The sequence below is a fragment of the Bradyrhizobium genomosp. I (2014) genome, from assembly GCF_000261685.1.
Classification (GTDB): domain Bacteria; phylum Pseudomonadota; class Alphaproteobacteria; order Rhizobiales; family Xanthobacteraceae; genus Bradyrhizobium.
The window spans coordinates 1-13,632 of the sequence record NZ_AJQE01000115.1; the positions used below are offsets into that span (position 1 = coordinate 1).

Sequence of the window (13,632 nt, forward strand, 5' to 3'; positions counted from 1 at the left end):
CGGCCTGCTTGGTCAGGAGATACACCGGTGCCGGCCAGCCGAGCAGTTCGACGAAGTCGGCGCCGAAGCGGCGGCCGACCGTCAGTCCGAAGGCTTCGGTGTAGAAGGTCGCGGCTTTCCCGACGTCCGGGACGTCGATGTTGAGGAGGAAGGTCATGGCGGACTCGTCGGTGTCGTTTCCGGATGAGCGGAAGCTACGCACCGAACGCCGAGACGTCGAGGGAACACCACCGTGGCATAATGCGCCTGTTTCGCCCGACGGGTCAAACCATTTTCTGTATTACCGAAGTAAAATCAAACCCCGAGCGATTCCAGAGGGATGTCTACTGTGCATGGGGTTGTTTTCGCAAAATTCGTTTGGCCCGGCTCTCAATCGCCCCTCAGGCTCAGGATGTACGCCGAAAGCGCATCCGCCTGCTCCGGCGAGATCACCAGGTTCGGCATGTTCTGGTGGCTGGTCCGCCAGAACACCTTGAGCGACAGCGCGGTGGTGCCGTGCCGGTCGGCGACGGCCTGGAAGCTCGGGGCCTCGTCGAACAGTCCGATCATGTGCGGCTCGACGGCGTGACAGGTTTGGCACCACGCTCGCGCCAGGCGATGTCCTTCGGCGATCATGCGCGAGCCGGGCCGGGAGGCCCCCGCGGCGGTGTGGACGACGCTGAAGAGAAACAGCATCGACAAGGCGATCAGGATGACGATGCCGATGTAGATTCGAACACTGTGCGACATGGCCAGACCTCACCGCGACTGAATCGTTGGACGAGCCTAGATTTGCACCGAAAGGCCGAGTTGATCTGCGTCAAGGGAGGCGCGGACGACTTGCGCGGTCGACATTGCCTCATTGATCGGACCGCTCGCCAAGATCACGGCGACCGCATAGGCTCGGCGCTCATGCGACGGTCAGGAGGCATCACCATGAACGGCAATCGCTATTACGGCGTCCGGGTCGAGGGCGCGAAATACGGCGTTGGATTCGGCTCGGCGCTCGCCATCGCGATCTCCTACACCAACAATCATTCGATCCTGTGGGCGATCATCCACGGCATCCTGGGTTGGCTCTACGTGATCTTCGTCGCGCTGTTTCGGTGACATCGCACCGGCAGGCGAGGCCCGGCCCGCGCGGTTTGCAGCTTTTCCTTGCTTTCGCGGTTCCCGCCTCTACGGTCGCGCCGCGAACGAACCGTTGAGACGAGACAGACATGACCGACACGATGAAATGCCCGGCCTGCAACTCCGAGCATGCCTACCAGGACCGCGATCTCTGGGTCTGCCCGGAATGCGGCCATGAATGGAGCGGCACGGCGGAAACGGCCGCGGACACGGCGCAGGATGCCGGCGTGCGCGATGCCAACGGCAATGCGCTCGCCGACGGCGACAGCATCATCGTGATCAAGGATCTCAAGATCAAGGGCTCGTCCTCGGTCGTCAAAGGCGGCACCAAGGTGCGCAACATCCGCCTGCAGGACGCCAGCGACGGCCACAACATCGCCTGCAAGATCGACGGCATCGGCGCGATGAATCTGAAATCGGAGTTCGTGCGGAAGGCGTAAGGTCCGCTAGCTCTGCCGCTGCGCCAGATAGAAGCCGCACAGCACCGTCACGAGGCCTGCCGTCTGCAACATCGTCGGCGGCTCGCCGAGCAGCAGCCAGCCGGTGAGCAGCGTCAGCGCCGGCACGCAGGCCGGAAACACCGCGGCGCGGGCAACGCCGAGGCGCTGGACCGAGACGGCGTAGAGATAGAGCGCGGCGGGACCGGCGAGCACGCCCTGCGCCAGCGCCTGGATGGCGTTCTCGGTCAAGCCGATCGCCGCAACATGGGCGAGGCCGACGCTCGCGACGTAGACCGGCAACAGCAGCAGCGACAGCACGTTGATCACCAGCGCAGCCGATACGGCCGAGACGCGCCAGCGGCGCAACATCGCACCAAAGCCGGCGAACATGAATCCGGTGAGCACGAAGATCAGATCGCCCTGCACGCCGTCGGTCCCGATATGGCCGATCGATTCCGCACCGATCACGCCGAGGCCGCCGACGATGACGACCGCGCCGGCGAGGCGCGAGGCGGAGATCCGTTCCTTCAGCACGAGTGCCGCGAGCAGCAGGCCGCCCAGCGTCGCGCAAGAGGGCTGGATCACGCTGCCATGGCCGAGCGGCACGAACAGGAAACCGGTGTAGGAAATCAGCGACATCACGGGGCCGCCGAGCACCATCAGCACGAGGCCCCTGCTCCAGCCGATGCCGCAGAGATCGGAGATGCCCGCACGCGCTACCAGCGGCAGGAACGCGATTCCCGACCAGACATAGCGATGCACCAGGAGATCGACCGGCGTGAAGCCGACCTTGAGGCCATGCCGCGTGCCGGCAAAGCCGAGCGCCCAGAACAGCGCCGCGGCAAGGCCGCAGATCACGCCGAGCAGTGCCGGCGCCGAATCGTTCTTCCGAGTGAGAGCGTCAGCGCCGCTCGTCCGCTGATCCATGGATCAAGCGATATGTCGTCGCGCTGAGCGGCTCAACCCACGCGGTTGCAGGGCTGGCACGCAGGCATCGCGACGGACGCGCGCAGCCTGCAGCGCCGTGATCGCCGCACCCGCAATGCGCATGCGGCGACGTGATGTCAGCCTTAGCGGGCTGCGCCGGTGGTGACGTCCGCGGTCTTGACCTTGCGGGGACTGAGCACCTTCGCCTGGTGGGCCGAGGCGACTGCAGTGGGCGCCGAGATCTGCTGCTCGACATGCGCAGCACCGAGCACGCGCACCTGCAGGGGAGAGACCGGGAAGCCGTTGGCCTCATAGGTCGGCAACTCGGCGGCGGCTGCGGTGCCGCCCGCGATCATCAGGATGGCGGCGGCGATCGACAAAGTCTTCTTGTTCATTGGTGATGCTCCAAAGGTGAGAGTCGGAGCATATTTAGGTCCGTTTTGCTGCATTGCGACATGTTTTGTTGCAACGCAATAGCGCGCGTGATGCATGGCGATATGCCTCATGCGTATAAGGCCTTGGAGGAATCACGCTGGCTGCGACGTCGCGCTTCCGTAGGCGGCGCTCAGCCACCGAGCACGTCGCCCCAGCCATCAAAGAAATAGGATTTCCAGGCCACGGTCCCGTCCCCGCCGGGCCTGCTGGCACGGCGACAGTCATCGGCCTGATCGGCGGTCCAGGTGATGATCGTGTCCGAAAGACGATCGTGCAGGATGGCGGGTTCGGTGGGATCGAAGGCGTCCATGGGACGAAGCGTGGGATGCGTCATGGCGCCTCCAACGCACCAGCCGCCGCAAGGTTGCGGCAGCTGGTCGGACGAAACACCGCGTCAGGGAAGGCGAATTGAAAGGGCGTTGCAGCGCGTCCGGGATACGAGAGGGGCGATGCAGGGATCTTATTTCAATGCTGTTGCCAGCGATTGCAGCTTTGCGACGAGATCGGTGCCGAGGGCATAGATGATTTCGATGATGGCGAGCGCGATTCCGGCTGCGATCAAGCCATATTCGATCGCGGTGGCGCCGGATTCGTCGGCGGCGAATTCGGCCAACATGCATTTCAATTTCACAGGCGACGTCCTTCCAATTCGACCGGAGATTGCCGGCACAGGAGGAATGCACGACCACAATCCAAGATTGAGTTAATGCGATCGCTGCAAGTCGACGACAATGCTGCGTTTGCCGCCCTTGTCGCCCCGGGACACACTGGACCGTCTCGGAACCCGCGTTGCACATCGGCAACACCCGGCTTGAAAAGCCCGTTGTCGCCGATTTACGCCATTGCGCCGCCACACCGTCCCTCGAACAATCGACGCGTTGCGTGCCCTTCCGTGCAAGACTGTTTCGTCGAGACTGTCTGCATCATGACTATTCGGACAAGATGGTTCGAACAGAACCGTCTGGAGGCAGGGATCATGAACGATCGGCGGTCTCTTCTGGTGGCGGTGTCGTGTCCCTCGGCCGTTCTCGCCGGCTGGCTGGCGTTGTCTCTCTCCGCCTATGCGCTTGCCCTCATCGAGAACAGCGGCGCCAACGCGGCCGCCGTCTCGCACGCCAAGGATCCCGGCCGCCTCGACCTCGCCGACGTGCCGCCCGCTGCGACCATCGAGGATGGCCTCGCCTTGACCGCCGACATCGCCGCCGCCGTCGCTGCGGCGCCTGCCCCGGCGGCGCCCCCGCAGGAAACGCCCGAGGAGCCCGCCGCAGCCGTCAAGCTCGCGTCGGCCGACCCGGCGTTGATCCTGCCGACCGAGGCGGCGCCCGCGCCGCAGATTTCGCCTGAACCGGAAGCCATCGTCAGCGAAGCTGCCCCCGCCCCTGCGCCAGAGCCCGTCAAGGTCGCGTCCGCCGATCCCACCGAGATCGTGACGACGGATGCGCTGTCCCCCGCGGCGATCGCGAGTGGCCCGGTCGCGGCTGCGAGCAACGCGTCACCGCCTGCCGATACAGTCGCCGTGCTCGACGAATGCTTCGTCATGGATGCCTGCATCGACCGCTACCTCTGGACGCTCTATCAGCGCACCGCCAAGGAGGACACGATCAAGGTTCAGGAGCGGCGCGCCGTCACCGTCAAGCGCAAGGGCAAAACCGTCACGGTGATGCGCAGCTTCACGAAGCTGGTCGACCAGGACTTCGCCTGGAAGGATCCGAAGGCGGCCGAGCGCGCCGGCATGTCGATGATGGACTACGTCATCGGCGGCATGGACAAGAGTTTCAAGCGGAAGCTGTTCCGCACGCTGCTCGCGGCCGAAGCCGCCGGCCTGTCGCCCGGCATCACCAGCGCGTTCCGCGACGACTACCGCCAGTCGATCGCGAGCGGCCTGAAGGCCGCTTCCGATCGTTCCTATCATGGCGGCAGCATGCGCGGCGGCTATGGTCACGGCATGGCCGCCGACATCGTCAGCACCCAAGGCAACAACCGCGCGCAGCGCTGGGTCTCGACCGAGATCCTCTGGAAGTGGGTCGACGCCAACGGCAAGGCGTTCGGCATCGGCCGCCCCTACCTCGACCGCGATCCGCCGCATGTCGGTCCGATCGACGGCAAGGAGTACATCTCGCGCCGGGGCACGGGCGATGGCAAGGAAGTCGCCAGTGTGAGATCCAAGAAGGTGGTGCGCGCCGCGGCCCGTACCAAGCCGCCAAAGGCCCAGGCCGCACGCGCGCAGAAGAGCCCGGCCAAGCCGCAGAAATCGGCGCAATCGGCCGGCAAGCGAGCGACCTGACGCCGTTACGCCTTACGCGCCGGGATCGGCAATGGCACCAGCCGCATCTCGGCGGAGCCGGCTTCCTGCGTGCGCACCAGCACTGCGAACACAGTCTCGACCGCAAGTCGCACCGCTGCCTCCGTCGCCTCGCCCTTGGCCAGATGGGCCGCGATCAGGCCGGCGAGGAGATCGCCGGTGCCGTAGGGTCGGATCGGCAGGCGCGGCGTCGCAAAGCGCGACAATCGCCCGTCGGCGCACAGGATCGTCTCCAGCTGCCCCGCCGCCGTGTCAGCGAGCGTGCAGCCGGTGGCGACGACGTCGGTGCGGCCCGCCCCTGCCAGCATCGCACACGCCGCGCCGAGGCCCGGGGCATCAGCGGCCGTGACGCCGGAGAGCAGCTCGAGCTCGAACTGGTTTGGCGTCGTGAGGTGCGCCGCCGGCAGCAGCCGGCGTCGGACCACGTCCAAAATGCCGTCCGCGACATAGACGCGGCCGTCATCGCCGATCACGGGATCGCAGAGATAGACGAGCTTCGCATTCCGCGTGAGCGCCCGCTCGACGAAGTCGGCGATCACGACCGCGTTGCCGAGCGAGCCGAGATAGCCGGTGACGAGCACCGCGGCCTCGTCGACCAGGCCGCGCTCCTCGACGCCCTTCAGCAGATCGGCGACGAGTTCGGTCTCAAGCACCCGCCCGCGCAGGCTCGGATAGCGCGGATGGTTGGACAGCAGCGTCGTCGGTACCGCCGCAACGTTCAAGCCCTCCGCCTGCATGGCGTAGGCAGCCGCGCTGTTGCCGACATGGCCGTGGACCACCTGGCTCTGAATGGAGATGACGAGCATGAGAGAGGTCCGTAGAGTCAAACGTGCGGCGATGCAAGCGCAGCCCTCTGTCGCGGGCGCGTCACCCTCGCGTGGTATGCGCCGTCAGATGTCAGCCATCATCGGCCTCGTCTCCGCATGAGCTCCGTCTTCAACGCCTATACGGCTCTCGCCCTCGCCATCGTGTTCGAGGTCACCGCGTCGGCATTCCTGCAGCAGTCCGCGCAGTTCACCCGTCCTTGGCCGACGCTGGCGATGGTGCTGTTCTACGTCGCCTCGTTCTACGCGCTGTCGGTGGCGATCCGGGTTATCCCGTTGAGCATCGCCTATGCGATCTGGGGCGGGGTCGGCATCATCCTGACCGCCACCGTCTCCTTCGTGCTGTTCCGCCAGATATTGGACGCCGCAGCCTTCGTCGGCATCGCGCTGATCGTCTCCGGGGTCGTGGTCATCAACCTGTTCTCGGAGACCACGGTGCGTTGACGCCGGAACGCCTGCGTGCAGCTATCGGCTCTGCGTCGGCTTGGGCGGACGCGGCGCCTTTGCACCGGGCTTGGCCGCACCCCGGGGCGGCGACGCATCGACTGACTCCAGGTAGGCGGCGAGCGCCTTGGCCGAGTCGGAGCTGGCGGCGTAGTGATCCTTCAGGAACCAGGACAGCGTCAGGCTGAAGCGGCCCTTGGCGAGACCGCGCGGGCTGCGGTGGCAAGTCGCGCAGCCTTCAGCGAAAAGCTTCGCGGGCGACTTTCCGGCGTCGAGATTTTGCGCGGCTGCAACCGTCGCGGTCATCACGGCGGCGGCTGCGATCAGACCGCATCCCGGTCGAAACAATGCTGTCAAGTGTCGTCCCCTCGAGCATGATCCGGAACAAGAGAAGAGCGATTTTCCCCCGCGACGAACGCGCAAGCGTTTGAGCGGAGATCATGCTCGAACAATAGTCCAAATCCGCCCTGCGATCACGCCGCCGACAGCTGATCGAATTCGGGCGGCGCGTAGGCCTTGCCGTCCTGGTCGGTGATGACGACCTGCCACCCCTCGCTCGCCCACACTTTCGCCTTCGCCACGATGAGCAGCCGGCTCTCGCGGGCAAAGCTGTACTTCTCGTTCTCGCGTTCTGCGATCATCTTGTAGGCCAATTCGCATCCCCTTGCGTCGCCCTGCACCCGGCCTCGTCGTGGCAGCGGGCTTTGGCGGCAATTCGCCGGGAGCGTGGCAATTTGGTGCCATCCGCAGGAAGAGGCTCCGTTCGGCCCGAAAACGGAGCCGTCCTCCCATGTCCGAGCTGCGCTGGAGCATGGTCCGGAAAGTGAACCGGTTTTCCGAAGAAGTCATGCTCGAACAATAAACTAACGCGTGATGACGATTCGTCCTGATCTCATCGCGCTAGTGCACCCGGATAATGTGAGGGCGGCCGAGATTGATCAGGCCCTGCACCGCCGAGAGGCGGTCATCGAGGGCTGCAATGGTGAGCAGCAGATTGTTTCGGCGCTCGTCGAGCAGGCCTATCTCGGCGCCGGTGAGCTTCGTGCTCGCCCGTTCCTTGTGGATCGCGTCGAGGGATTTGCGCAGTCCGGCAATCAGGCCGGTCAGCTGCTTGGCCTCCTTGGTCATCGACCGCTTCGCGACATTTTGGCGGCGCGTCTCCGCCTGGCTCTGTCTCATCGTCATCCTCCCGTGCCCCGCTGCCCCGAGTGGATGCTTACATCTTTGGGTACACATCTTACGATCGATGAAATCTGCCCGCGAAGAACTTTCTTAAATTGTACGCGCAGGGAACTCGATCCGAACCAAACAGAAAGCCCGGCGCAAGGGCCGGGCTCTCATCAGCGACGTCAGTGCTTCTGATGACCGCCACCGGGGCCGCCGGCCGGCGGGCCACCACGCGGCGCGGCGTTGATGTGCGGAGCGCCGCCGCCCGGATGCGGCATCGCCGGTGCAGCCGCGCGCGGCGCCGGCATCTGCGCACGGGCATTCATCGGCGAACCGTGGCTGACGTTCGGCCGGGCCACGTGCGGCATCGCAGGCCGCTTCGGAGGCGCGGCAGAGACACGCGGAGCCTCATGAGCACGTGCCATCGGCTGCGCGCGCACCGCGGCGCGGCTCGCAGCATGATCGTGCATCATGCGCGCCTGTGCGTCGCGCGGGTGACGGCCCTGCACGGCGGTTCGCTCATTCACGATACGCGCGCTCCGTCCGGCGCGGGTCCGGTCAGCCGTAACCGCGGAGTCCCGCTTGGCGATGGCGGCTTCCGGCCGAGTGATCGCGGCACCACGTCCCGAGACGGCGGCCCCGCCCCTGCCGCGCACACCGCTGCGTTCGAGTGCGACTGCCGCATCGCGCGTGGCCGCGCGACCGATGCGGGCTGCGCGCGGATCGAGCGTTCTCCGCGTCGCAAAGCGCTGATGCGACGTCCAGTAGTTATTCCAGTAGGCGTGGCGGCGGTACCAGGGACGTCCCGCATAGTAGCTCGACCAGTACGAGGTCAGCACGAACGGAACGACGGGCACGTCGATCTCGTCGACATAGTCCGGGAGATAGACGTAGTGATTGCGATAGAGATATTCGAGATATTGCGACGACACCCAGCCGCGATCGTCGGAGAAGCTGACGTCGCACCAGGCATTGCCGCGCAGGCAGCCATGGATGTTGACGCGGGCGCCTCCCGGGATGCGATCGACCAGGGGAAAGCCCGTGCCCGGCCCGGCACGCAGGCCGGTGGAGACAGTGACGATGCCCGGCGCAGCCAGCGCGGCCGTCGGGGCAAGTAACAATGCGGCAACCAGAATGCTTCTGAATTTCATGGCGTGTTCCTCCTCTTCGAGTCGGAACGCGCAAGCGGAATGGGCGTTCCGCGCGCAGTCGCCGCATCAGGCGAAAGATTGAGCCGCCCGCCGCACGGCGAGTTCAATATTCATCCGCCGTTCATCGCAGCGGCAAGCGCGGTGCTTGCCGGGCCTCAGCTCGCCTTCGCCTCAGTTCGCCTTCAACATGAAGCGGTCGAAGTACGACGCAAGCCCGGCATGGTCATCAAGCGGCAGCACATTCGCGACATACTGGTCAGGCCGCACCACGACCATGCAGCCGTTCTTTCGATCGATGCCTCGCATTGCGAAAATGTCGTGGCCGGCCTTGAGGTCCGGACAAAACATCTTTTCGTAGTCGATCAGGCCATAGCGGCCCTTGCGCGGGAGCAGCAGCGGTGGCATCGCCGTCACGGCCAGCTCACGATGATCCTGCTGGAAGACGGCGCGCAAGTCGATCACGCTGTCGATGTCCGCGCCAACAGGCGTATATCGCCTGGTTGGCGATTCTCCGGCCTCGGTCAGGAACTTGCACAGCGCGCGAATGGCCGAGCCGGCCGCCGCAGGATCTTCCGCAGGTGAAAACGCGTAGATGCGGAAACGGCCATCGGCCTGCGCGGCGTGGCCGAGGTGGACCGGCTTGGCGTCCGCCAGCCGGATCGCCGGCGCGGAATGGAAGCGCTTGCCGATGATGAGGCCTTCCGCGAGGTGCTGATGCGATGCCGCGCCGGTGAGGACCGAGGGCCTGTAGTGCGTCGCCGTGCCCGCGGTGTAGCGGCCGTGCCTGACGAAATAGTCTTGCGTTTTGGCGGCATCGGCGCCGCCGGCCTTGGCAGCCGAGGCGAGAATCCCCGCCCATTCGCGGTCGAAATCGATCAGTTCCTTCGCGACCGCCTGGCGCTCCGCCGAATAGGAATGCAGCAGGCTCGGGGCGCACTGTCTCCGCAGGACCGCGGCGAGCTTCCAGCCGAGATTGAAGGCATCCTGCATCGAGACGTTCATGCCCTGCCCCGCTTTCGGGCTGTGGGTATGGCAGGCATCGCCGGCGATGAAGATGCGCGGAACGCGCGTATCGGTCTCGGCCTCCGGCACGTCGTCGAATTTGTCGGTGAGGCGCTGGCCGATCTCGTAGACTGACCACCAGGCGATCTCCTTCACCTCGAGCGTATGCGGCTTCAGGATCCGCTGCGCCTTGGCGATCACGTCGTCGGCAGTGATGTTGCGGCTCGCAACGCGCTCGCCGACATCGAGTTTTGCGAGCTCGACATAGATGCGGACCATGTAGCCGCCTTCACGTGGAATGATCAGCAGGCTGCCGTCCCTGGCCGACTGGACCAGGGATTTGAAGCGGATGTCCGGGAAATCCGTCGACGCCAGCACGTCCATCACGCCCCAGGCGTGGTTGGCGGAATCGCCATGCAACTCGCGTCCGATCGACCTGCGCACGATGCTGCGCGCGCCGTCGCAGCCGACGACGTAGCGCGCTCTGATCGTCTCGACCTTGCCCTCGTTCGCGGCATCGATGCGTTCGAGACGCACGGTCACGGCATGAGCGGCTGCATCGGCAGCCCGATCGACGTGGAGATCAAGCACGCGTCGGCTGTAATACGGCTCGAGCTTCGCCGGCGATCTGCGCATCACGTCGATGAAGCAGTCATGGATGCGCGCCTGGTTGAGGATGACGTGCGGGAATTCCGACAGCCCGTCCTCGACGTCCTGCACCCGGCCGCTGCGGGTGATTTTCTCCGGCGTTCGCTCATCCGGCTTCCAGAACGTCGTTTCATTGACCCAATAGGCCTCCTTCAGCACGCGCTCGCTGAAGCCATAGGCGTGAAACATCTCCATGGTGCGGCAGGCGATGCCATCAGCCTGCCCGACCAACAGGCGGTCCGGCTTCTGCTCGACGATGCAGGTCTTGAGGTCGGGGAATTGCGCAAGCTGGGCGGCGAGCGTCAGGCCGGCCGGCCCGCAGCCGACGATGAGAACATCGACCTCGTCCGGCACGGCGCCCGCGGCACCCGAAGCCTGAACGCGCTCGGCGGGATCCGCAATCTCGGGATCGCCCGGCTGAAATCCATTCAGATGGAATTGCATGAGCACCTCTCCCGCAAACGTTCTGTTTTGATATTGATCAGTATGCTGACTATCAGTATACTTGTCAACGCCCCGCACCTCGCTGCGACTTCCGGAGGATACGGTGAAAGACAACAACGACATGCCCGGGCATCTGGCGCGCCGTTTCCAGCAGATCGCGGTCGCGGTGTTCCTGGCCGAGGTCGAAGACGCCGGCTTCGATCTCACGCCGGTGCAGTACGCCGCGCTCGCGACCATCAAGGCCAATCCGGGGCTCGACCAGGTGACGCTCGCCGGATTGATCGCCTACGATCGCACCACCATCACCGGCGTGATCGATCGCCTCGTCCAGAAGGGCCTCGCGGAGCGCCGCCCCTCCAGCCGCGACCGCCGCGCGCGCGAGCTCGAGATCACCGACGAAGGCCGGCGCACGCTGCGCCGGATCACGCCGGCCGTCGAATCCGCGCAGCGCATCATGCTGCGCGGCCTCAGCGCGAAGGAGGGCGAGGAGCTGATGCGGCTGCTGCGCAAGGCCATCGCCGCCGGCAATGAGCTCAGCCGCGCCCCGCTACGCGATGCGCAGGTCTGATCCCGGACCGTGGCCGCAATTGTCGCAGCGCACGAAACCAGGAACTAACCTTCAGCTGCTAGCCTCGGCTGCATTGGGCGCTTAACGCGCGATTAACTTTGCGGGGCGGAGTTTCGGATGTTCAGGTTCCTCGTGGTGGCCACAGCCGTCGTGCTCTCGAGCGGTCACGCGCTCGCAAACGGCCATGGCGGCGGCGATGCCCCGCCTCCCCCGAAGCCCGAGGCGACGACCGCTCCGGCGAAGGTGGTCCTGACCAAGCAGGGTCCGAAGCTCGTCGATCTAAAGGGCATGACGCTCTACTATTACGAGCGCGACACCACCGGAAAGACGTCGAGCTGCAACGGCAAGTGCACCGAGAGCTGGGTGCCGCTGGCAGCCACGGCCGACGCCAAGGCCGTCGGCGACTTTACCGTGATCAGCCGCAATGACGGCAGCAAGATGTGGGCGTATCGCTATCGCCCGCTCTACACCTCACCCGCAGACAAGGCGCCGGGCGATGCCAACGGCAATGCCACGACACTGCAATGGAGGATCGCCCGGCCGGGCGAATAGCGCGATCGACCCGCGCGCGTGGACACCAGACGCATTGACGTCCGAGTGAGCGTTCCTCACCCGCGCCAGCGCGAGCCCGTCTCGGCCTGCGCGCTCTGCCCTGGCGGCAACACCACGACCGTCGAATTGAGCTTGACCCGGTCGTAGAGATCGATGACGTCCTCATTGCGCATCCGGATGCAGCCGGACGAGATCGCCTGCCCGATATATTCGGGCTGGTTGGTGCCGTGGATGCGGTAGAGCGTATCCTTGTTGCCGACATACAGATAGATGCCCCGCGCACCCAACGGATTGGCGGGACCACCGCGAACGCGCGCCGGATACGGGCCGAGTCGCGCCTGGATATCCGCCGTCGGAACCCAGTCCGGCCATTCCGCCAAGCGGCCGACCCGCGCGACGCCGGAGAACGCCATGGCTTCCTCACCGACCGCAACGCCGTAGCGGATCGCTTTGCCCTCGGGCAGCACGTAATAGAGGTAGCGCGCATCGGTATCGACCAGGATCGTGCCGGGCTGCTCCTTGCGGTGGTAGTCCACGATATGACGGAGATATTGCTCGGGCACGTTCGCCTGCGCGTAAGGCGTGTGCGCAAGCAACTGACGGTCGCGCGGCGTCATGCTCGCATCCGTCGATGGCGAAAGCGTCGTCTGCATGCAGCCGCCCAGCGGCAGCAAGGCTGCGACGAACAAAACGAGTAGAGATCTTGGCACCGCCGGCCCCCCGATAGCGGATAGCAGCACCCCCAGCCCCTCTACATGCGGCCAAAATCGTGCAGAAAACAAGGCAGGGACGGAACACGTGCGCGTGTTCGGTCAACCGGGTTCCATCACCACAAACGGCGGAGGACTGTCGCATCATCTCCACCTCCTCGCCTTGCTTTGGTCAAACCCGGCTGGACTCGTGCGCCATGGGGTTCGGGATGGGCTCACCTCGATAAATCGGCCCCGCGCCAATGCGGTCGACCTCGACTTGAAACACCAGGCTTCAAAGGAGCTGCGATGCTCGCGACGCTGAACGCCAAGCAAATCGTCGATGAGATCGTGAAGGACACGATCAAGGACAACGATCCGCACGACGCGGTTCAGATCTCTCCGGAGATCGTGCTGGCCTCGCGGCCCACCAGCGTGTCACCTGCGCTGGCGCCCGAAATCGCGCCGCGTCCGGAGCCCAAGCTCACCTCCAAGCTCATCTCGGAGCCGAAGTTCACTCCGGAGCCGGCGCGCGCGCCCGAGCCCACCATCAACGTCGTCTACGGAAAGCCCGCCGCGACACCGTTTGTCGACACGGCTGTCCACGTCACGTCCAGCGACGGTCCCGTCAGGCAGAAGCGATCCTCGGTCGGCAGGTGGCTGCGCGGCGCGTTCGTGACGTTGCTGCTTGCGGGGACCAGCACGGCCGCCGCCATCGCCTGGGAGAAGCACGGCGACACCGCCAAACAGATGCTCGCGGAATGGACGCCGGCACTGGCCTCATTGCTGCCTGCGACTTCGTGGCTGACTGCGACATCGCAGACCGCGCCGGCCCCCGCTGCTCAGGCGGCGCCGCCCGTGGTGGAAGCCGCGGCGGATCAGACGGCTGACCAATCTGCGACGCCGCCCGCGGCTCAAGTTGCGGCAGC

Annotated in this window: 19 protein-coding genes and 1 pseudogene; 7 read left to right on the forward strand and 13 right to left on the reverse strand. The window is 65.5% G+C overall.

Annotation, left to right across the window (positions count from 1 at the left end; genetic code table 11):
• Together IC50_RS44020 and IC50_RS10895 are read right to left on the reverse strand one after the other, a co-directional pair.
• On the reverse strand, positions 1 to 157 hold a 157-nt coding region (locus tag IC50_RS44020), incomplete at its 3' end, for a glyoxalase (protein ID WP_035703900.1).
• Positions 158 to 369: 212 nt separating this feature from the next.
• Positions 370 to 729, reverse strand: a complete 360-nt coding sequence (locus IC50_RS10895) for a c-type cytochrome (RefSeq protein WP_050990964.1) — start codon at positions 727 to 729, stop codon at positions 370 to 372.
• A gap of 186 nt (positions 730 to 915) precedes the next feature.
• On the opposite strand from IC50_RS10895, the gene IC50_RS42435 reads away from it, so the two are divergent.
• Positions 916 to 1,089 carry a hypothetical protein gene (locus IC50_RS42435; RefSeq protein WP_018644642.1) on the forward strand — a complete coding sequence of 58 codons (174 nt, stop codon included), beginning with the start codon at positions 916 to 918 and terminating at the stop codon, positions 1,087 to 1,089.
• A gap of 110 nt (positions 1,090 to 1,199) precedes the next feature.
• On the forward strand, positions 1,200 to 1,550 hold the full coding sequence (locus IC50_RS10905; protein ID WP_035703904.1) for a zinc ribbon domain-containing protein YjdM: 351 nt from the start codon (positions 1,200 to 1,202) through the stop codon (positions 1,548 to 1,550).
• Between the two features lie 6 nt (positions 1,551 to 1,556).
• Here the strand turns inward: IC50_RS10905 and IC50_RS10910 are convergent, their stop codons facing one another.
• The 4 genes from IC50_RS10910 to IC50_RS10925 form a co-directional block, all read right to left on the reverse strand.
• Positions 1,557 to 2,477, reverse strand: coding sequence for a DMT family transporter (locus IC50_RS10910; protein WP_035703906.1), 921 nt, complete (start codon positions 2,475 to 2,477; stop codon positions 1,557 to 1,559).
• Positions 2,478 to 2,620: 143 nt separating this feature from the next.
• Positions 2,621 to 2,872, reverse strand: coding sequence for a hypothetical protein (locus IC50_RS10915; RefSeq protein WP_035703907.1), 252 nt, complete (start codon positions 2,870 to 2,872; stop codon positions 2,621 to 2,623).
• A gap of 170 nt (positions 2,873 to 3,042) precedes the next feature.
• Positions 3,043 to 3,246, reverse strand: coding sequence for a hypothetical protein (locus IC50_RS10920; RefSeq protein WP_035703912.1), 204 nt, complete (start codon positions 3,244 to 3,246; stop codon positions 3,043 to 3,045).
• Between the two features lie 126 nt (positions 3,247 to 3,372).
• Entirely contained in the window at positions 3,373 to 3,537 is a 165-nt protein-coding gene (locus IC50_RS10925) for a Flp family type IVb pilin (RefSeq protein WP_035703914.1), read from the reverse strand.
• A 351-nt stretch (positions 3,538 to 3,888) separates the two neighbouring features.
• Here IC50_RS10925 and IC50_RS10930 point away from each other — a divergent pair, with 351 nt between their 5' ends.
• Positions 3,889 to 5,196, forward strand: coding sequence for a hypothetical protein (locus IC50_RS10930; protein WP_035703917.1), 1,308 nt, complete (start codon positions 3,889 to 3,891; stop codon positions 5,194 to 5,196).
• A 5-nt stretch (positions 5,197 to 5,201) separates the two neighbouring features.
• Here the strand turns inward: IC50_RS10930 and pdxY are convergent, their stop codons facing one another.
• Positions 5,202 to 6,020 (reverse strand): pyridoxal kinase, encoded by an 819-nt coding sequence (pdxY, locus tag IC50_RS10935; protein ID WP_035703919.1) that lies wholly within the window; start codon positions 6,018 to 6,020, stop codon positions 5,202 to 5,204.
• 117 nt (positions 6,021 to 6,137) lie between these two features.
• Here pdxY and IC50_RS10940 point away from each other — a divergent pair, with 117 nt between their 5' ends.
• Positions 6,138 to 6,482 carry a DMT family transporter gene (locus IC50_RS10940; protein ID WP_028179789.1) on the forward strand — a complete coding sequence of 115 codons (345 nt, stop codon included), beginning with the start codon at positions 6,138 to 6,140 and terminating at the stop codon, positions 6,480 to 6,482.
• A gap of 21 nt (positions 6,483 to 6,503) precedes the next feature.
• Here IC50_RS10940 and IC50_RS10945 read toward each other — a convergent pair whose 3' ends face one another.
• The 5 genes from IC50_RS10945 to IC50_RS10965 all read right to left on the reverse strand — a co-directional run bounded on the left by IC50_RS10945 (position 6,504) and on the right by IC50_RS10965 (position 10,894).
• Entirely contained in the window at positions 6,504 to 6,788 is a 285-nt protein-coding gene (locus tag IC50_RS10945; RefSeq protein ID WP_050990965.1) for a hypothetical protein, read from the reverse strand.
• A gap of 167 nt (positions 6,789 to 6,955) precedes the next feature.
• Complete coding sequence (locus IC50_RS10950) at positions 6,956 to 7,162, reverse strand: hypothetical protein (protein WP_035703922.1); 207 nt, start codon at positions 7,160 to 7,162, stop codon at positions 6,956 to 6,958.
• A 220-nt stretch (positions 7,163 to 7,382) separates the two neighbouring features.
• Entirely contained in the window at positions 7,383 to 7,661 is a 279-nt protein-coding gene (locus tag IC50_RS10955) for a hypothetical protein (protein WP_035703935.1), read from the reverse strand.
• Positions 7,662 to 7,831: 170 nt separating this feature from the next.
• Positions 7,832 to 8,800 carry an SH3 domain-containing protein gene (locus IC50_RS10960; RefSeq protein ID WP_035703924.1) on the reverse strand — a complete coding sequence of 323 codons (969 nt, stop codon included), beginning with the start codon at positions 8,798 to 8,800 and terminating at the stop codon, positions 7,832 to 7,834.
• Positions 8,801 to 8,971: 171 nt separating this feature from the next.
• Positions 8,972 to 10,894 (reverse strand): FAD-binding monooxygenase, encoded by a 1,923-nt coding sequence (locus IC50_RS10965; protein WP_035703928.1) that lies wholly within the window; start codon positions 10,892 to 10,894, stop codon positions 8,972 to 8,974.
• A 103-nt stretch (positions 10,895 to 10,997) separates the two neighbouring features.
• Between IC50_RS10965 and IC50_RS10970 the strand changes: the two genes are divergently transcribed.
• Positions 10,998 to 11,462 carry a MarR family winged helix-turn-helix transcriptional regulator gene (locus IC50_RS10970; RefSeq protein WP_035703938.1) on the forward strand — a complete coding sequence of 155 codons (465 nt, stop codon included), beginning with the start codon at positions 10,998 to 11,000 and terminating at the stop codon, positions 11,460 to 11,462.
• A 117-nt stretch (positions 11,463 to 11,579) separates the two neighbouring features.
• Positions 11,580 to 12,014 carry a COG4315 family predicted lipoprotein gene (locus tag IC50_RS10975; RefSeq protein ID WP_035703930.1) on the forward strand — a complete coding sequence of 145 codons (435 nt, stop codon included), beginning with the start codon at positions 11,580 to 11,582 and terminating at the stop codon, positions 12,012 to 12,014.
• Positions 12,015 to 12,070: 56 nt separating this feature from the next.
• Here the strand turns inward: IC50_RS10975 and IC50_RS10980 are convergent, their stop codons facing one another.
• Positions 12,071 to 12,667: a L,D-transpeptidase gene (locus IC50_RS10980; protein ID WP_433960422.1), complete on the reverse strand. Its 597-nt coding sequence runs from the start codon at positions 12,665 to 12,667 to the stop codon at positions 12,071 to 12,073.
• A 345-nt stretch (positions 12,668 to 13,012) separates the two neighbouring features.
• Here IC50_RS10980 and IC50_RS10985 point away from each other — a divergent pair.
• Positions 13,013 to 13,632: pseudogene (locus tag IC50_RS10985) on the forward strand (hypothetical protein); the annotation flags it as partial.